Origin of the sequence: Amycolatopsis sp. CFH S0740, from assembly GCF_004522315.1 — a bacterium.
Lineage (GTDB): Bacteria > Actinomycetota > Actinomycetes > Mycobacteriales > Pseudonocardiaceae > Amycolatopsis > Amycolatopsis nivea.
On the sequence record NZ_SDLS01000029.1, the window covers coordinates 94,003 to 111,958 of the forward strand.

The window sequence follows — 17,956 nt, forward strand, 5'->3', positions numbered from 1 at the left end:
CGCGGCAGCCACTCACGAAACCCGTCACAACGCCTTGGCCGCGCGATCCGCCACCAGGTTCAGGAACCGGCTCGGGTCGCTCAGCTCGCCGCCCTCGGCCAGCAACGCCATGCCGTGCAGCAGCTCCGCCGTCTCGGCCAGCGAAGTGTCCTCCGGGTGCTCGGCGAACGCCTTGCGCAGACCGGTCACCAGCGCGTGCTCGGGGTTCAGCTCCAGCACGCGCTTCACCGGCGGCAGCTCCTGCCCCATCGCGCGGTACATCTTCTCCAGCGTCGGCGTCAGATCGCCCGCGTCGCCGACGATGCAGGACGGCGACGTCGTGAGCCGCGACGACAGGCGGACCTCCTTGACGGTGTCGGACAGCGTCGCCGACATCCACTTCAACAGGTCCTCGTACTCGGCCTTCTTCTCGTCGGACGTCTCGTCGCCGAGGTCGACCTCGCCCTTCGCGACCGATTGGAACGTCTTGCCGTCGAAGCCGCTCGCTGACTCCGTCCACATCTCGTCCACCGGGTCGGTGAGGATCAGCACCTCGTATCCCTTGGCGCGGAACGCTTCCAGGTGCGGCGAGTTCTCGATGACGGTGCGCGAATCGCCGGTCAGGTAGTAGATGTGCTCCTGGCCCTCCTTCATCCGCGACACGTAGTCGCGCAGCGAGGTGGGCTTGTCCGCGTGATGCGTCGAATCGAACGACGAGATCTCGAGGATCTGCTCCCGGTTCTCCGGGTCGTCGATCAGGCCTTCCTTGACCGCGCGGCCGAACTCGGACCAGAACGTCGCGTACTTCTCGGCGTCCTCGGTCATCATCGTCTTGACCGTGGAGAGGATCTTCTTCTCCAGCCGCCGCCGGATCGCGCGGATCTGCCGGTCCTGCTGCAGGATCTCGCGCGACACGTTCAGCGACAGATCCGCCGCGTCGACGACCCCCTTCACGAAGCGCAGGTAGTTCGGCATCAGCGCTTCGCAGTCGTCCATGATGAACACGCGCTTGACGTACAGCTGCACCCCGCGCTTCGCGTCCCGCATGAACAGGTCGACCGGCGCGCGCGAGGGCAGGAACAGCAGCGCCTGGTACTCGAAGGTGCCCTCGGCCTGCATCCGGACCGTCTCGAGCGGGTCGGTCCAGTCGTGGCTGATGTGCTTGTAGAACTCGTGGTACTCCTCGTCGGAGACCTCGTCCTTCGAACGCGCCCAGAGCGCCTTCATGGAGTTGACGGTCTCGAGACCGCTCTCTTCGTCATCCTTGGCTTCTTTGGCCATCTGCACCGGCCAGGTGATGAAGTCGGAGTAGCGCTTGACGATCTCGCGGACCTTCCACGGCGACGTGTAGTCGTAGAGGTGGTCCTCGTCGTCGGCGGGCTTGAGGTGCAGCGTGACCGACGTGCCCTGCGGCGCGTCGGAGAGGGACTCGATCGTGTAGGTGCCCTCGCCGGTGGATTCCCAGCGGACGCCCTCGTCCGTGCCCGCGCGCCGCGTCACCAGCGTGACCTTGTCGGCGACCATGAAGCTCGAGTAGAAGCCGACGCCGAACTGCCCGATCAGGTCCTGTCCGGCGGATTCCTTCGACTCCTTCAGCTTGCGCAGGAAGTCTGCGGTGCCGGATTTCGCGATGGTGCCGATCAGGTTGACGACGTCGTCGCGGCTCATCCCGATGCCGTTGTCGCGCACCGTGAGGGTGCGCGCCTCGGCGTCGAGGAGGATCTCGATGTGCAGGTTGTCGGTCTCGGCCTGCAGATCCTTGTCGCGGTACGTCTCCAGCCGCAGCTTGTCCAGCGCGTCGGAGGCGTTGGAGACCAGCTCGCGCAGGAAGATGTCCTTGTTCGAGTAGATCGAGTGGATCATCAGCTGCAGCAGCTGGCGCGCCTCGGACTGGAACTCCAGCGTTTCGACCGTCCCGGTTTCCTCAGCCATGTGTTTCCTTTCCCGCCCCTGAAAAGACCGGCGTGAAGTCTACCCAGCGCGACCGACAGAACGTGCGGAGACCGCGAAGTCCGATTGCCGCCAGCAGCGTCCGCCTGGGACGGCCAGGCTGATGCCCGTGACTGATCCCGCAGCCGTGCTCAACGGCATGTATCAAGCCGAGGCCGAGTATTTCGCCGCCGGCGGCCCCGGTTCGGCTTCGTTTGCCCCGCTGGCCCCGTATTTCGCCGAGGATGTCGTACTGCACCAGGCCGCCGGGCTGCCGTTCGGCGGCGACTGGCACGGCCACGCCGGGCTGGAGAAGTTCTTCCTCGAGATGAGCCGGATCTGGGAGTCGTTCGACATCGGCGACCAGGAGTTCCTTGCCGTCGGCGCGACGTCGGTGGTGCTCACCCAGGTGCGCGCCCGGACGAGGGCGACCGGGCGGGACCTGGAGTTCCCGATCCTTCAGGCGATCCGGATCGAGGACGGGCGGATCGCCGAGGTGCGGCCGTTTTACTGGGACACCGCGGCGATCGCGAGTGCCTGCGCCGAGTAGCACAGGCACTCGCGACCGTTCAGGCTTGTCGCCGCGCGTACGCGTCCAGCCGCGCCGGTTCGAACGGCAGCTCCGACTCCGCCAGCGCACCGCAGTGGAATCCGCCGAGCAGATACCGGGCCAGCGCTTCCGCCGTGGCGGGCTCGTCCAGCACTCCCCCGGAGGTCTTCGACGCGTAGTCCTGCAACCGCTTGGCCGCCGCCGGGGCGCCCTCGCGGTAGAAGGCGTACGTCGCCGCGTACCGGGTCGGCAACTGGTGCGGATGCAGGTCCCAGCCCTGGTAGAAGCCGTTCTCCAGCGACCGCCGCACCAGGCGCAGGTGCTCGGCCCACGCGCCCGGCAGGTCGTCGCCCACCGGGAGCCGGTTGGTCGAACCGTCGGACAGCCGCACGCCCGTTCCGGCAGCCGCGACCTGCATGAACTGCTTCGCGAAGTCGGCGGCGGGGTGCGCCATGCTCTGGTACGCCGCGCTGATGCCGAGACCCGCGCTGTAGTCGTAGGTCCCGTAATGCAGCCCGGAGCACCGGCCGTCCGCGGCCTGGATGATCTGCGCGACCGAGACCGTGCCGTCGGTCGAAAGGATCGACTGCGCGGTCTCGATCTGCACCTCGAACCGCAGCGCGCGGTCCGCCAGTCCGTACGCGGTTTCCAGCCGCCCCAGCACTTCCGCGGCGACCTCGACCTGCTCCACCGCGGTGACCTTCGGCAGCGTCACCACGAATCCGTCCGGCAGCGATCCTTCGGACAGCAAGCCGGACAGGAACAGGTCGAGCGTCCGGATGCCCCGCCGCCGCGTCGCGGCTTCGAAGCTCTTGAACCGGATTCCGACGAACGGGGTGCCGCCGGTGGTCGCGAGGGTGCGCCCGGCGGCCTCGGCGGCCGCGTCCTCCGCTTCGTCGCCGGGACGGCCGTAACCGTCCTCGAAGTCGATGCGGAGGTCCTCGATCGGCTCGGTGAGGAGCTTCTCGCGGACCCGCTCGGCCACCGCCGGGTCGAGGTTCAGCAGGTCGCCGTGCTCGACGAAGACCCGCATCGCCTGCTTGCCCCAATCGGCGACCAGACGGGTGCGGTACTGCGACGCCGGCACGTAAACCGTGTGCACCGGACGACGGCCCGGAGACTCGCCGGGATACCGCGCCGCCACGCGCGCGTCGGCCTCGGCCAACCGCGCGTCGGCGGTGCGGTAGACGTCCTCGGCGAGTCGTCCGCCAGCCATTACTGGATGTGCTCGTACGCCGGCAGGGTCAGGAAGTCCGGGAACTCGTCAGCCAGCGCGACCTGCTCGAACAGCTCGACCGCGGGCTTCAGCAGGTCGTCGGAGACCTCCGCCGCCAGCTCGCCGCGGACGTCGGCGACGACGCCGCGCACCAGCTCCGCGGTGACCTTCTCGCCGTTGTCCAGCTGCGTGCCGTTCTTGACCCACTGCCACACCTGCGACCGCGAAATCTCGGCCGTGGCGGCGTCCTCCATGAGGTTGTGGATCGCCGCCGCGCCGTTGCCGCCCAGCCACGAGGCCAGGTAGCGGATGCCGACGTCGACCGCCGCGCGCAGACCGGCCGCGGTGGCGCTGCCCGGCGTCGAGGCGACGTCCAGCAGCTGGTCGGCGGTCACGCTCACCTCGTCGCGAGTGCGGCCCAGCTGGTTGGGCTGGTCGCCGAGGACCTTGTCGAACTCTTCCTTGCAGAGTGCGACCATGCCCGGGTGCGCGACCCACGAACCGTCGAAGCCGTCCCCGGCCTCCCGCGACTTGTCGGCGTGCACCTTGTCGAAGGCGCCCTTGTTGACTTCCGGGTCCTTGCTCGGGATGAACGCGGCCATGCCGCCGATCGCGAACGCGCCGCGCTTGTGGCAGGTGCGCACGAGCAGTTCGGTGTAGGCGCGCATGAACGGCGCGGTCATGGTGACCGAGTTGCGGTCCGGCAGCACGAACTTCTCGCCCGCGTCGCGGAAGTACTTGATGACGCTGAACAGGTAGTCCCAGCGGCCCGCGTTGAGGCCGGAGGCGTGCTCGCGCAACTCGTAGAGGATCTCTTCCATCTCGAACGCGGCCGGGATGGTCTCGATCAGCACGGTCGCGCGGACGGTGCCGTGCGGGATGCCGAGCGCCTTCTCCGCGTGCGTGAACACGTCGTTCCACAGCCGCGCTTCGAGGTGGCTTTCCATCTTCGGCAGGTAGAAGTACGGGCCCTTGCCGCGGTTGAGCAGCTCCTGCGCGTTGTGGAAGAAGTACAGGCCGAAGTCGACCAGCGCGCCGACGCCCTTGCGGCCGCCGAAGGTCAGGTTGCGCTCGTCGAGGTGCCAGCCGCGCGGGCGGACCACGATGGTGGCGTGCTCGACGTCCGGCTTCAGCTCGTAGTGCTTGCCGTTCTGGTCGAGCGTGATGGTGCCGCGGATCGCGTCGGACAGGTTGACCTGGCCGCCCACGACGTTCGCCCAGTGCGGCGTGTTGGCGTCCTCGAAGTCGGCGAGCCACACCTTGGCGCCGGAGTTGAGGGCGTTGATGGTCATCTTGCGATCGGTCGGGCCGGTGATCTCCACGCGGCGGTCGCGCAGCGCTTCCGGCGCGCCCGCGACCTGCCAGTCGCCCTCGCGGATCTCCTTGGTCTCGGCGAGGAAATCGAGGCGGCCGGTGGTCCGGGCCTCCTCGCGCCGCTTGCCCCGCGCGACGAGGAGTTCGTCGCGCCGCGCGGCGTACTCGTCGTGCAAGCCCGCTACGAAAGCGAGGGCTTCCGGCGTCAGAATCTCGTCCCCACGCTCGACGGACCCGCCGAGAACCTGGACCTCAGACATGCGCAACACCCCGAGTAGTGCTTTGGATAACGTCCCTACGGTTTTTACCTGACGGACTATAGTTTCTGCATAGCGGAACATCAATCGGGTCTGTGAGGAGGACCACTGGTGGCGGCTGAGAAGAGCGGACGAGACGGCGGCGTCCAGTCCCTGCAGCGCGCGTTCGAGCTGCTGGAGCACCTGGCGGACACCGGCGGCGAGGCCAGCCTGTCGGAGCTGGCGACCCTGTCCGGGCTGCCGATGCCGACGATCCACCGGCTGATCCGCACGCTGGTGTCGCTGGGCTACGTCCGGCAGAACACCAACCGGCACTACGCGCTGGGCGCCCGGCTGATCCGGCTCGGCGAGAACGCCAGCATGCAGTTCGGCGCGTGGGCGCGGCCGCTGCTGGTGGAGCTGGTCGAGGAGGTCGGCGAGACGGCGAACCTGGCGGTGCTGGAACGCGACGAGGTGGTGTATGTCGCACAAGTGCCCTCGAAGCACTCGATGCGCATGTTCACCGAGGTCGGCCGGCGTCTCCTGCCGCACGGCACCGGCGTGGGCAAGGCGATGCTGGCGGAACTGCCCGCCGACGAGGTCGCGTCGCTGCTGGAACGCACCGGAATGCCCGCGTACACCGAGCACACCTTCACCGACCCGGACGCGCTGGCGGTGGAGCTGAAGAAGATCGCCGGACAGGGTTACGCGCTGGACGAGGCGGAGCAGGAATTGGGCGTGCGCTGCATCGCCGTCGCGATCCCCGGCGCGCCAGTGCCCGCCGCGGTGTCGGTGTCGGGCCCGTCCGGCCGCCTGACGGCGGACGCGGTGAGCCACATCGCGCCGGTGGTGCAGAAGGTGGCGGACCGGCTTTCGCAGCAGCTGCCGGTTACTTGAGTTCGCCTTTGAGTTCGCCTTTGAGGAGGTCCATCAGCAGACCGTCGTGCCAGGTTCCGTCCGGCCCTTGCTCGTAGTCGCGGAGAATCCCGACGCGCCGGAAACCGAGCTTCTCGTACACGTGAATCGCACGGTGGTTGGCCGCCGCCGGATCGATGGTGATCCGGTGGTGCCCCTGGTCGAACAGACGCTGGGCGAGGATCCGGATCGCCTCCGAACCGAGCCCGAGCCCGTAGTGGCCAGGGTGCACAGCGAGGTCGATCCCGGCGTGCCGGTAGCGGGGGGTGGTTTCTTCCCAGCTCTGGATGATGCCGACGGTCTGGCCGTTGTGCTCGATGGCGTAGGCGTGTTCTTCGTCCTTGGCGAGAAGCCCGTCGGTTTCCTCGTCGGGATCGCCCCACCACTGCGAAACTTCCGGGGCGGAGAGGATCTCGCGCACTCGCGACCGGTCGGCTTCGGTGAGCTGGCGGAGGGTTACCCGAGTCACTGCATGGGTTTCTGATCGACCTGGACGTTGTACTTCACCTCGGTGCCCTTCACCGCGCCGATTTTCGCGGTGAGCCCGACTTTCTGTCCACCCGCGGTGAGGACGCAGCGCATCGACTCCCCCTCGACGGCCTTGATCGGCCCCGGGCAGGCGACGGTGTCCGGCCGCTTGCCGACGCTCCCGCGAGAGATGTCCGCTTTAGCCCGTATTCACCCAGCCAGGCGAATCAGCCCAGCAAAGCGTCCACGAACGCACCAGGCTCAAACGGCGCCAGATCATCCGGCCCCTCGCCCAGCCCCACCAGCTTCACCGGCACTCCCAGTTCCTTCTGGACCTGGAACACGATCCCGCCCTTGGCGGTGCCGTCCAGTTTGGTCAGGACGATGCCCGTCACGTCGATGACCTCGGCGAACACCCGGGCCTGCGCGAGCCCGTTCTGTCCGGTCGTCGCGTCCAGCACGAGCAGGACCTCGTCCACTCGCGCCTGCTTTTCCACGACTCGCTTCACCTTGCCGAGTTCGTCCATCAGGCCGGTCTTCGTGTGGAGGCGGCCCGCGGTGTCGACCAGGACCGTGTCCACGCCCTCGCTGATGCCCTGCTTGACCGCGTCGAACGCGACTGCCGCCGGGTCTGCGCCTTCCTTGCCTCGCACCACCGAGGCGCCCACGCGTTCGCCCCACGTCTGGAGTTGGTCGGCGGCCGCGGCGCGGAACGTGTCGGCCGCGCCCAGCACCACAGTGCCGCCCTGGGCCACCAGCACTCGCGCGAGTTTGCCGGTCGTCGTGGTCTTGCCGGTGCCGTTCACGCCCGCCACCAGCACGACCGCGGGCTGCTTCTTGCCGTCTACCTCGTGCGGCAGGGCCCGGACGGAGCGCTCGGCGTCCGTGGACAGCGCCGCGGTCAGCACCTCGTGCAGCAGTTCGCGGGCTTCGTCCGATGTGCGCACCGCGCGGCGGTTCAGTTCGTCGCGCAGCCGGTCCACGATCTGGGTCGTCGTGGCTGCGCCGAGGTCCGCCATGAGCAGCGTGTCTTCGACGTCCTGCCACGAGTCCTCGTCCAGGTCGCCGCCGCCGAGCAGGCCCAGCAGGCTCTGCCCGAACACCGACCGGGACTTCGACAGGCGGCCGCGCAGGCGCTCGAGCCGGCCGGCCGGGGACTCGATCTCCTCGATCGGCTCGACCGTTCCCGGCACGACCGCTTCGGGAGCTTCTTCCTCGACCGGTTCGGGGAGCTTGACGTCGCGCACCGTGCGCTGGTCGGAGTCGCGCGGGACCGCGGCGTCGTCGCCGACCGCGGGCTGGCCGTCGACTTCCGGCCGGTCCTCGACGGGGTGCTCGACCACCGACTCCTGCGAAGGCTCCGGCTCCGGCGAAGGAGCAGGCTCGGGTTTCGCCTCGACGGCCGTTCCGCCGGACGCGAAGGAGATCCCGCCGCTCGCGGCGTACCCGCCGCCCTTCGGCTTCTCCTCGACCTTGCGCTGTTCGGCGATGCTGATCCGCCGCTTGCGCGCGATGAGCAGCCCGGACACCAGCACGGCGACCAGGACGACGACGGCGACGACAACGATCCAGAACCAGGTGCTCGACACGCCACCATCCTGTCATCCGCGTGCACAAGCCACCGGACACCCCACCGCGAGGCCAACGAGTAACGCGAACGGTTCCGATTCGGCCAAGACTCCACGAAGCGTCTTGCGCCACCCCTTCCGCGTTGACTAGACCACATCGGATGACCACCCCCGCCGGCCACTGTTTCCGCGTCCTCGGGCTGCTGTCGGGCACGTCCGTGGACGGAATCGACGTCGCGGTCGCCGAAATCCGCGAAGACGACGGGACCGTCGTCCTCACCCCGCTCGGCGAGCTCGACATGCCGTATCCCGCCGACCTCCGCGCGGACCTCCTCGACGCGTTCCCGCCGCGGCCGAGCAGCGCGCGGCAGCTGACCGTCCTCGACACCCGGGTCGGCCAGGCGTTCGCGGACGCGGCCGCGCGCGGGATCGCCGCGTACGGGCCGGTGGACGTGATCGCCTCGCTCGGCCAGACCGTCTACCACTGGGTCGAAAACGGCGTCGCGCTCGGCACGCTCCAGCTCGGCCAGCCGGCGTGGATCGCCGAGCGCACCGGCGTGCCGGTGATCGCCGACCTCCGCATCCGCGACATCACCGCGGGCGGTCAGGGCGCGCCGCTGGCGAGCACGCTCGACGCGATGTGGCTGCGCGGCCTCGCCGAGGAGACCGGACGTCCGGTGGCCGCGCTCAACCTCGGCGGCATCGCGAACATCACCGTGGTCACGCAGTCGGACAAGGTGCTCGCGTACGACACCGGCCCGGCCAACGCGCTGCTCGATCTCGCCGCCGCCCACGTCAGCGACGGCAAGCTGTCCGCCGACGTCGACGGACGGCTCGCGCTCGCCGGCTCGGTCCGGAAGGACCTGCTCGACCGGTTGCTCGCCGACCCCTATTTCGCCGCCCCTCCCCCGAAATCCACTGGCAAAGAGCACTTCCACGGCGGATACCTGAACGCAGCCCTGTCCGGTCTGCCGTCGTTGTCCGCGGAGGATCTGCTGGCGACGCTCACCGAGCTGACCGCCGCGACGGTCGCCGCGGAATGCCGGCGGCACGGCGTCGCGACCGTTGTCGCGTCCGGCGGCGGCGTCGCGAACCCGGCGACCATGGCGGCGCTGGCGCGGCATCTTCCCGAAGGCGCGCTCCGCACCAGCGACGACCTCGGCCTCCCCGGCTCCGGCAAAGAGGCCTACTTGACCGCGCTGCTCGGCTGGCTGAGCTGGTGCGGCGTCCCGGCGACGCTGCCCTCGGCCACCGGTGCGAGCGGTCCCCGCCTGCTCGGCGCGCTGACGCCGGGTGCGGCGCCCCTGAATCTCCCCGCCCCGCTGGGGGGCGCCGCGACCCGGCTCCGGGTCGCGGAATCCGGGCAACCACGGTAGGAGAACCCCATGAATCCAGTCGATCTGGTGATCGTCATCGTGTACCTCGCGGCGATGCCGGTCATCGGCGTGCTGGTCGGACGCAGACAGAAGTCCGCGAACGACTACTTCGTCGGCGAGCGCAGCATGCCCTGGTGGGCGGTCACGCTCTCGGTGGTCGCCACCGAGACGTCCACGCTCACCGTCATCTCGACGCCCGGGCTCGTGTTCGGCAGCGCCTTCCTGTTCCTCGAAGTCGCGTTTGGCTACATCATCGGCCGCGTGATCGCCGCGTTCGTGCTGCTGCCGCGCTACTTCCGCGGCAACTACGTGAGCGCGTACGAATTCCTCGGCCGCCGCTTCGGCCGCGGGCTGCAGGGCACCGCGTCGGTCACCTTCGTGGTGACGCGGCTGCTCGCCGAGGGGCTGCGGCTGTTCGCCGGGGCGATCCCGATCAAGGCGATCCTCGGCCACTACGGCATCCACACCGAGTACTGGCACATCGTCGTGCTGCTGACCGCGCTGACCGTGGTCTACGCGTTCGTCGGCGGCATCAAGTCGGTGATCTGGGTGGACGTCATCCAGTGGTCGCTCTACATCCTCGGCGCGATCGGCGCGGTGATCTTCCTGTCCACGAAGCTGCCGTCCGGCTGGACGCAGATCGCTTCGAGCCAGGGCCGGTTCCAGCTCACCGACTTCGCGTCGAACCTGCTCACCAACCCGTACGCGTTCCTCTGCGCGGTAGTCGGCGGCGCGTTCCTGTCGATGGCTTCGCACGGTGCGGACCAGCTGATCGTCGGCCGTCTGCTGTCCTGCCGGAACCTGCGCGACGGCCAGCGCGCGCTGATCGGCTCGTCCATCGTGGTGTTCATCCAGTTCGCGCTGTTCCTGCTCGTCGGCGCGATGCTGTGGGTCTACACCGGCGGCAAGACCGGCGCGACGGCCACCGCGGTCGCGGCCGGGAAGATGTCCGGCGACGACGTGTTCTCCAACTTCATCGTCAACGACCTTCCGGTCGGCCTCGCCGGGCTCTTGATCGCCGGCATTCTCGCGTCGACCATGGGCGCGCTCGCGTCCGCGCTCAACGCGCTGTCCACCTCCACGATCGCCGATCTCTACCAGCGGTTCACGCACAAGTCGATCGAGGACGCCAAACTGCTCCGGCACGGTCGCATGTGGACACTCATCTGGGCGGCCGTGTTCGCGGTGTTCGCCTCGATGTTCACCAACTCGAAGGACCCGGTGATCCAGCAGGGCCTCGGGATCGTCGGCTACACCTACGGCGCGCTGCTCGGGTCGTTCTTCCTCGGCCTGCTGGTGCGCAAGGCCCGCCAGTCCGACGCGGTGATCGCGTTCGCCTGCTCGGTGGTCGGGATGGCCTTCCTGATCCTGTTCGTGAAATTCGACAAGGCGACCACCGAGGTGCACATCCAGTTCGGCGCGGCGACGAAGACGCTCGTGCCGCTGGCGACGTATTGGTACACCTTCGCCGGCGTGCTGATCACGCTGATCGTGGGCGGGCTGCTGTCGCTGCGGCGGCGCGGTGCCGACCCGAACGTCGAGCAGGTCGAGGAGCCCGCGGAAACCCCTGCCTAGCAAGGGCTTTTCTCTCGCCGGGTTCCCTCGGGAGCCCGGCGAGAGCGCGTTTACGGCTGTGTGTAGAAGACCATGCCGTCCTTGTCGCAGCCGATCCGGCCGCTGCCCTGCGCGCCGGTGTCGGCCATGCACCGCCAGCCGCTCACGTTCAGCACGTGCGCGGTGCCCTCGGCCTTTTTCGGCGCGTCCTCGAAGTACTGGGTGATCACGTTGATCGCCTCGGTGCAGCCAGGGCGACCGGCCTTGGTCTCGGCGGCGGCCAGGCCGACCTTTCCGTTGGGCGCGTCGATCGGGCCGCAATCGACCGGCGGGCCGACCGTTTCCCCAGCGTCCGAGCTGCTGTCCTGGGATTCGCCCGGGCTGTGCGTCTTGCTCGACGGCGCTGCTTTGCTGCTCGGCAGGGGGCTCGCCGGCACGGACGTGACAGTGAGCGCGACCGACGGCGGGGACGAGACGGCGGCCGCCGGGTCGCTGCTCCCGCCGCAAGCCGAGAGCAGGGCGCCGAACGCGAGAATCGACGCCGTGACAACGGCTTTGGGCACCATCGCGCGCATGAAGAAGTACCTCCCCGGCTCTCGGCCGCCGTTCGGCCGGATTCACTCTATGGGGCCAACGCCGGGTCGGCAGTGTGACAGCGAACGGCCCGGCCTCCCCTCGATGCGGGAAAGCCGGGCCGCCGGCGGAATCGCTTAGTGGATCACGACCTGCCGCACGTGCACGAAGTTCAGGTCGCCGCCCTGCCAGCGCCCGAGGTCGGTCCGGCCGCCGTCCCAGTACAGGGTGACCGAGTTGTTGCCGGAGTCGACCCGGGTGACGCCGCCCAGGTCCACGTACGTCGCGCCGCTGTTGGCGAAGCAGGCGACATCGCTGCCGTCCCACGGGCTTCCGCCCGCGAGGCGCAGCTGGACGAAGTCGGTGCGGCCGTTGCACGCGACCCGGTCGATGGCGAACGCCTGACCGGCCGGAACGGTGACGGCCAGCGCGAGCGCCGCGGCGCCGCCGATCGCGAGTCTCTTGACGAGTGAAGGCATGATCGCTGTGGAACCTTTCTCCCAGTGCTGCCTTGAAGGTGCGCCCGGCTCAACCGCGCCGCCGGACAAGACCGACCGTGCCAGCCCCGGACGGCGAGCGGACAGCCGCGGCGCCCGCTTCTACCCGTTCGTACCCGGGGCGCGAGAGAAAAGTGCCGCACTCACACGGCCTTGCCGTGGAACGAAAGACCCTTGCTGCCGCAGAAAATCTGCTTGCTGCCGCCGTTTCCGCCGTCGTATCCGCAGTTCCAGCCGTCGACGTCGAGGAAACGCCCGGTGCCCTCGGCCTTGGTCGGGGCCTGGGCCAGATAGTCGGACATCACGTTGATCGCTTCGGTGCAGCCGACGGTTCCGGCGGGCATCGCCTCGGTCACCACGTCGACCTTGCCGCCGGGGCCGTCGATGGGGCCGCAGTCCGCGCCGTTGCCGAGTTCTCCCTTGCCCGGCAAGCGGTCGCCGGGCTGTTCCTTGGCCGGGGTCGAGCGCGGCTTGGGCTTGCTCTGGTGCGCCGGGGCCTGGGCGGACGGCGTGGGCGTCGCGGAAGAAGTCGGTGCGGCCACGGAAGAAGCGGTCGGCGCGGCCGAGAGCGCAGTCGGCGCGGCTGCGGCCTGCCCGGTCGGCGAGCCGCCGCCGCACGCGGCGACCGCGAGGGCGGCGCCGAGCAGCGAACCGGAAATCAGGGTGCGGGCCACGATGGTGCGCATTGTCGAATCCCCTCCAGGATGTGGTGCTTGCGAACACCCCTGAAGACGCACGGATCCGGCAGCAGTTGGCCGATCGGACAGCAGTCCGGCCAGCCCTGCCCGTTCGGGCAGGATCGGCTGAACGGCGCAACCCCGCTCAGGAAGCCGGGACGGGTTCCTCTTCCGCCGTGCGCAGCCGCTGCGAGATCACCTTGGTGATGCCGTCGCCCTGCATGCTCACGCCGTACAGCGCGTCGGCGATCTCCATCGTCGGCTTCTGGTGCGTGATGATGATCAGCTGCGACGAATCGCGCAGCTGCTCCAGCAGGCCGATCAGCCGGCGCATGTTGGTGTCGTCCAGCGCCGCCTCGACCTCGTCCATCACGTAGAAGGGCGAAGGGCGGGCGCGGAAGATCGCCACCAGCATGCCGACCGCCACCAGCGACTTTTCGCCACCGGACAGCAGCGACAGCCGCTTGACCTTCTTGCCCGGCGGGCGCGCCTCGACGTCGACGCCGGTGGCGAGCAGGTCGTTCGGCTCGGTGAGCACCATCCGGCCCTCGCCGCCGGGGAACAGCACGCCGAAGACGGTCTCGAACTCGCGCGCCACGTCGGCGTAGGCCGAGGTGAAGACCTCCAGGATCTTCTCGTCGACCTGCTTGATGACGGCCTCGAGGTCCTTGCGGGTGTCCTTGAGGTCTTCCAGCTGGGTGGAGAGGAACTTGTACCGCTCCTCCAGCGCCGCGAATTCCTCCAGCGCCAGCGGGTTCACCTTGCCCAGCAGGGTCAGGTCCTTCTCCGCGCGCTTGGCGCGGCGGGCCTGGGTGTCGCGGTCGTACGGCATCGGCGGCGGCGGGGTGACGTCCTCGCCGCGCTCCTTGGCCGCCTCGTACTCGGCCATCTCGCCCGCGCTCGGCGGCACCGGCACGTTCGGGCCGTACTCCTCGACCAGGTCCGCCAGCCCGATGCCGAAGTCCTCGGCGATCTTGGCTTCCAGCGTTTCCAGCCGCAGCTTCTGCTCGGCGCGCAGCACCTCGTCGCGGTGGACGGCGTCGGTCAGCTTCTCGAGTTCACCGGACAGCTCGCGCACCTTCGCGCGCACCGCGGTGAGCGCGGTTTCGCGGGTTTGGCGCTGCGCCTGGGCTTCGTCGCGCTCGGCAGCCGCGCGCTGCACGGACAGCTCGATCCGCTCCAGCGCGAATTCACCGGCGTTGACGACCGCGTTCGCGATTTCCGCGCCACGCTCGCGCGCTTCCCTGGCCTTGGCCGCGCGCTCGCGGGCCTGCTGCTCGGCATAGGCTGCGCGGCGCAACGATTCCGCGCGCCCGGCGATGCTGCGCGCGCGTTCCTCGGCAGTGCGCTGCGCGAGCCGCGCTTCGACTTCTTCCTGCCGCACCACGGCAAGCTGCTCGGCAGCCTCGTCGCGCTCGGCAGTGTCCGGGTCGTCTTCGACCGGCTGCTCGGCGACCGCGGCGAGGCGTTCTTCCAGCTCTGCCAACTGTTCCAGCGCCTGCTCGCGGCTCTGCTCGACCTTCGCACGCTGCTGGGTCAGCCGTTCGACCTCGGCCTGCGCGGACCGCGCCGCCTGCTGCAACCGGTTGAGCCGCTCGGAGGAACGGGCCTTGCGCACCTTGGCTTCGCCCAGCGCGTCCTTCGCCTGTCCGACCTCTTCACGCCGGGACTGCTGCTCGGCGCGGGCGCCTTCCAGTTCGGCGGAGTACTGCTCCAGCGCGCGTTCGGCCGTACGCAAGCGTTCCTGCGCCTCGTCGACCGCTGCCTGGACCTCGATCACGCTCTCACGAGCGGCGGAACCACCGGCGATCCAGTCGGCCCCGAAGACATCGCCCTCGGCGGTGACCGCCCGCACCTGAGGGTGCTGCGCCACGAGCTGGCGCGCGCTTTCCAGATCCGGCACCAGCGCGAGCCGGTCCAGCGCCTTCTCGACCGCGGGACGCAACTGCTCCGGCGCGCTGACGACCTCGCGAGCCCAGCGGGCGCCCTCGGGCAGCGGCGGCCACGAGCTGGTGTCCACAGTGGACCCAGCACCGGCAGGCACGATCCCGGCGCGGCCGGAATCGGTTTCCTTCAAGTACTTCAGCGCGGACAGCGCGTTCTCGCCGCCGGACACCGCGACCGCGTCGGCCACCGGTCCGAGCGCGGCGGCCAGCGCGACCTCGTGCCCCGGCTGCACGGTCAGCAACGCGGCGACCGAACCGAGCAGGCCCGGCAATTCCGCGGACGCGCCGAGCAGCGCACCCGCGCCGTCCTTGCGCTTGAGCCCCATCGACAAGGCCTCGACGCGAGCCTTCTCCGACGCGATCTCGCGCTCGGAACCGCGTTCGGCCTTCACCAGTTCTTCGACGCGAGCCTTGGCGGCGTTGTTCGCCTCCACCGCGCGGTCGTGGCGCTGCTGCAGCTCGGCGTCGTCGGATTCTTCCGTGCCGCCAACGGCTTTGGCTTCTTCCAGCTCCTCGACCGCGATTTCCGCGCGCTCGGCCGCTTCCTGCAGCCCGACGGTGAGCCGGTCGACCTCTTCCGCGGTCGCGCCGTTCTTGCTGCGCAACGCTTCGACCTGACCGGTCAGCTTCGCCATGCCCTCGCGACGGTCGGCGATCGCGCGGACCGCGGCCCAGTGCGCGCGCTCCGCGGCCTGCACCCGCTGTTCGAGATCTTCCCGGCGCAGCACGGTTTCCGCGAGAAGTTCGCGGGCCTCCATGACCGCCTCGGTCAGCTCCTGCTCGCGCTCCGCGGCCTGTTCCGCCTCGGCGAGCAGTTCCTCCGGGTCACGGCCGCCGGTGGGCGCGGAGACGTCGGAAGAAAGGTGCCGCTGCCGCTCGACGGCCAGCCGCACGGTGCCGCGCAACCGTTCGGTGAGCGCCGACAGCTTGTACCAAGTCTCCTGCGCGATCTGCAGCCGCGGCGCGTCCTCGGCGAGCGAAGCCTCCAGCTCGGTTTCTTCCGCGGACACGATTTCCAACGCCTGCTCGACCTCGGCGCGGCGCTGGCGGGCGGTGCGCTCGTCGGCTTCGTCCCGCTGGATCGACTCGCGCTGGGTGACCAGGTCGTCGGCGAGCAGCCGGAGCCGGGCGTCGCGCAGGTCGGACTGCACCGACTGGGCCTTGCGGGCGATCTCGGCCTGTTTGCCCAGCGGTTTGAGCTGGCGGCGCAGTTCGGTGGTGAGGTCGGTGAGCCGGTCGAGGTTGCCCTGCATGTTGTTGAGCTTGCGCAGGGTCTGCTCTTTGCGCTTGCGGTGCTTGAGGACGCCCGCGGCCTCCTCGATGAACGCGCGCCGCTCCTCGGGCTTGGATTCCAGGATCGCCGACAGCTGGCCCTGCCCGACGATGACGTGCATCTCACGGCCGATGCCGGAGTCCGACAGCAGTTCCTGGACGTCCATCAGCCGGCAGCGGTCGCCGTTGATCTCGTACTCGCTCGCGCCGTCGCGGAACATCCGGCGGGTGATGGAGACCTCGGCGTACTCGATGGGCAGCGCGCCGTCGGCGTTGTCGATGGTGAGCGTGACCTCGGCGCGGCCCAGCGGGGCGCGTCCCGCGGTGCCGGCGAAGATGACGTCTTCCATCTTGCCGCCGCGCAGGTCCTTCGCGCCCTGGGTGCCCATGACCCAGCGCAGCGCGTCGAGGACGTTCGACTTTCCGGAGCCGTTCGGGCCGACCACGCAGGTGATGCCGGGTTCGAAGCGCAGCGTGGTCGCCGAGGCGAAGGACTTGAAGCCCTTGAGCGTCAGGCTTTTCAGGTGCACGTGCTGCCGACCCCTCTTGGCCACGGGTACTGGATGGCTACCGGTTCCCCCGGTTCGGGACAGGCTACCCGGGGGTTCTCCGGCGCCGTGGGAGGCCGGGCCGCCCGGGCGCGCCTAGCACAGGACCGACCGCCCCGGCAACCCCAAGCACCCCGTCAGCCGCAGCCGCCCCACCCGCCTCAGCGTTCGGCGAACCCGTCCAGCCCGCCCTTGGCGGCGGTCCAGCGTTCAACTACCTGATCCACTCTTCCGGGTGAGGTTCCGGAGCGCAGCGCGCTCAGCAACTGCGCACAGTTGCCCCGGCTACCCTCCGCGACCACCTCGACACGCCCGTCCGGGAGATTCCTGGCGAATCCGGTCAGCCCGAGTTCCAGCGCCCGGCTCCGGGTCCACCAGCGAAAACCGACACCCTGCACCTGCCCGTGCACCCAGGCGGCCAGCCGGACGGGCGATTCCTGCTCGTTCACCGGCCCCATCCTGCCGCACACCCCCGGCTGCGGACGGTGACGGCCCCGTCCCTCGGTCGCGCGAACGGGTGCTGAGCAGTGATAACCTCCCGCCTGGCATCCGGGGCCGGAGCCCCGCTCCCCCGTTGCCGCCCCTCGACTTGAGCGTTGACCCCTTCTAAGGAGCCTGCATGTCCCGTCCCGACGGGCCTGAACCAAGCTCAGCGTCGCCCGAGATCGCGGTGAGCGCTGCCCCCACCGCTCCGCCGAAGGGCGCGAGCGGGAGGCTGAGCCGCTCCGGCTACGCGATCCTGGGCGTCAGCGGCCTCGTGGTCGCGACGGCCTTCGCCGCGGTCGCCGAACTCGCCGGCCCCGGCTCGGTCACCGACACCGCGACGAACACCACCGGCGGCGGCCAGGGCGGACTGCAGGGCAGCTCCCAGGTAGTCGTGCCGGGCAACGCCGTCCCCGGCGGCCCGATGACCGTCCCCGGCTCGCCGACCCCCGGCCAGACCTCCCCGCCGACCCCGACCACGGTGGTGGCGGTGGGCCCGGACGGGAAGCCGACGACGAGCGTGATCACGCCTCCGCCGAACGCCGGTCAGCCCGGCGGACAGCCTGGTGGCGGGCAACCGGTGCCGGGCACGACGTCGGACCGCAGCGACCCGCCGACCAGCCACCCGACGACGCCGAAACCGCCGACCAGCTCCACGGCCTCGACGACGCCGTCCACCCCGCCGAGCACCCCCTCGTCGCCTCCGGACAGCCCGCCGCCCAGCTCTGGCAGCAGTTCGACCGGCGGCCAGCCGTCGTCGTCCTCGTCGCCGAGCGCGTCCACTTCGGACACCAACCCGACGAGTTCCACCAGCCGCTGAAGTACGTGAGGGGAACCCTGAGGGAATCTGATTCC

17 protein-coding genes are annotated in these 17,956 nt (G+C 69.7%); 4 read left to right on the forward strand and 13 right to left on the reverse strand.

The window, feature by feature from the left end:
- Nucleotides 1-24 precede the first annotated feature (24 nt).
- The gene (gene htpG / locus EIZ45_RS35990) at nucleotides 25-1,911 is read right to left on the reverse strand and encodes a molecular chaperone HtpG (protein WP_037810239.1); all 1,887 of its coding nucleotides are present in this window, start codon (nucleotides 1,909-1,911) and stop codon (nucleotides 25-27) included.
- A gap of 121 nt (nucleotides 1,912-2,032) precedes the next feature.
- Between htpG and EIZ45_RS35995 the strand changes: the two genes are divergently transcribed.
- Nucleotides 2,033-2,458, forward strand: a complete 426-nt coding sequence (locus EIZ45_RS35995) for a nuclear transport factor 2 family protein (protein WP_134668044.1) — start codon at nucleotides 2,033-2,035, stop codon at nucleotides 2,456-2,458.
- Nucleotides 2,459-2,477: 19 nt separating this feature from the next.
- Here EIZ45_RS35995 and EIZ45_RS36000 read toward each other — a convergent pair whose 3' ends face one another.
- Nucleotides 2,478-3,674: an aldolase/citrate lyase family protein gene (locus EIZ45_RS36000; protein ID WP_134668043.1), complete on the reverse strand. Its 1,197-nt coding sequence runs from the start codon at nucleotides 3,672-3,674 to the stop codon at nucleotides 2,478-2,480.
- A complete protein-coding gene (aceB, locus tag EIZ45_RS36005; protein WP_037810234.1) occupies nucleotides 3,674-5,248 on the reverse strand; it encodes a malate synthase A in 1,575 nt (524 codons plus the stop codon). The genes EIZ45_RS36000 and aceB overlap by 1 nt, the downstream gene beginning before the upstream one ends.
- A 108-nt stretch (nucleotides 5,249-5,356) precedes the next feature.
- Between aceB and EIZ45_RS36010 the strand changes: the two genes are divergently transcribed.
- Nucleotides 5,357-6,121, forward strand: a complete 765-nt coding sequence (locus EIZ45_RS36010) for an IclR family transcriptional regulator (RefSeq protein WP_043833101.1) — start codon at nucleotides 5,357-5,359, stop codon at nucleotides 6,119-6,121.
- Here the strand turns inward: EIZ45_RS36010 and EIZ45_RS36015 are convergent.
- The 3 genes from EIZ45_RS36015 to ftsY are packed head-to-tail and all read right to left on the reverse strand — an operon-like array spanning nucleotide 6,114 to nucleotide 8,196.
- On the reverse strand, nucleotides 6,114-6,608 hold the full coding sequence (locus tag EIZ45_RS36015; RefSeq protein WP_134668042.1) for a GNAT family N-acetyltransferase: 495 nt from the start codon (nucleotides 6,606-6,608) through the stop codon (nucleotides 6,114-6,116). The genes EIZ45_RS36010 and EIZ45_RS36015 overlap by 8 nt on opposite strands.
- Nucleotides 6,605-6,817, reverse strand: coding sequence for a DUF4333 domain-containing protein (locus EIZ45_RS36020; RefSeq protein WP_134668041.1), 213 nt, complete (start codon nucleotides 6,815-6,817; stop codon nucleotides 6,605-6,607). Before EIZ45_RS36020 ends, EIZ45_RS36015 begins: the two co-directional genes overlap by 4 nt.
- Before the next feature lie 17 nt (nucleotides 6,818-6,834).
- Nucleotides 6,835-8,196, reverse strand: a complete 1,362-nt coding sequence (ftsY, locus tag EIZ45_RS36025) for a signal recognition particle-docking protein FtsY (protein ID WP_134668040.1) — start codon at nucleotides 8,194-8,196, stop codon at nucleotides 6,835-6,837.
- Between the two features lie 140 nt (nucleotides 8,197-8,336).
- Between ftsY and EIZ45_RS36030 the strand changes: the two genes are divergently transcribed.
- Both EIZ45_RS36030 and EIZ45_RS36035 read left to right on the forward strand, forming a co-directional pair.
- Nucleotides 8,337-9,551, forward strand: a complete 1,215-nt coding sequence (locus EIZ45_RS36030; protein ID WP_134668039.1) for an anhydro-N-acetylmuramic acid kinase — start codon at nucleotides 8,337-8,339, stop codon at nucleotides 9,549-9,551.
- 9 nt (nucleotides 9,552-9,560) lie between these two features.
- Nucleotides 9,561-11,126, forward strand: coding sequence for a sodium:solute symporter (locus tag EIZ45_RS36035; protein ID WP_134668038.1), 1,566 nt, complete (start codon nucleotides 9,561-9,563; stop codon nucleotides 11,124-11,126).
- A 50-nt stretch (nucleotides 11,127-11,176) separates the two neighbouring features.
- Here the strand turns inward: EIZ45_RS36035 and EIZ45_RS36040 are convergent, their stop codons facing one another.
- The 7 genes from EIZ45_RS36040 to EIZ45_RS46300 form a co-directional block, all read right to left on the reverse strand.
- The gene (locus EIZ45_RS36040; protein ID WP_037810227.1) at nucleotides 11,177-11,680 is read right to left on the reverse strand and encodes a hypothetical protein; all 504 of its coding nucleotides are present in this window, start codon (nucleotides 11,678-11,680) and stop codon (nucleotides 11,177-11,179) included.
- A gap of 135 nt (nucleotides 11,681-11,815) precedes the next feature.
- A complete protein-coding gene (locus EIZ45_RS36045) occupies nucleotides 11,816-12,157 on the reverse strand; it encodes a beta/gamma crystallin domain-containing protein (protein WP_134668037.1) in 342 nt (113 codons plus the stop codon).
- Between the two features lie 161 nt (nucleotides 12,158-12,318).
- A complete protein-coding gene (locus EIZ45_RS36050) occupies nucleotides 12,319-12,861 on the reverse strand; it encodes a hypothetical protein (protein WP_205670229.1) in 543 nt (180 codons plus the stop codon).
- 136 nt (nucleotides 12,862-12,997) lie between these two features.
- Nucleotides 12,998-16,600: a chromosome segregation protein SMC gene (gene smc / locus EIZ45_RS36055; RefSeq protein ID WP_134668095.1), complete on the reverse strand. Its 3,603-nt coding sequence runs from the start codon at nucleotides 16,598-16,600 to the stop codon at nucleotides 12,998-13,000.
- A gap of 179 nt (nucleotides 16,601-16,779) precedes the next feature.
- Nucleotides 16,780-17,076, reverse strand: coding sequence for an acylphosphatase (locus EIZ45_RS36060; protein WP_063697666.1), 297 nt, complete (start codon nucleotides 17,074-17,076; stop codon nucleotides 16,780-16,782).
- Nucleotides 17,077-17,347: 271 nt separating this feature from the next.
- Nucleotides 17,348-17,629 carry a hypothetical protein gene (locus EIZ45_RS36065; RefSeq protein WP_078870323.1) on the reverse strand — a complete coding sequence of 94 codons (282 nt, stop codon included), beginning with the start codon at nucleotides 17,627-17,629 and terminating at the stop codon, nucleotides 17,348-17,350.
- A gap of 18 nt (nucleotides 17,630-17,647) precedes the next feature.
- Nucleotides 17,648-17,911, reverse strand: a complete 264-nt coding sequence (locus EIZ45_RS46300; protein ID WP_158691431.1) for a hypothetical protein — start codon at nucleotides 17,909-17,911, stop codon at nucleotides 17,648-17,650.
- Nucleotides 17,912-17,956: the final 45 nt, after the last annotated feature.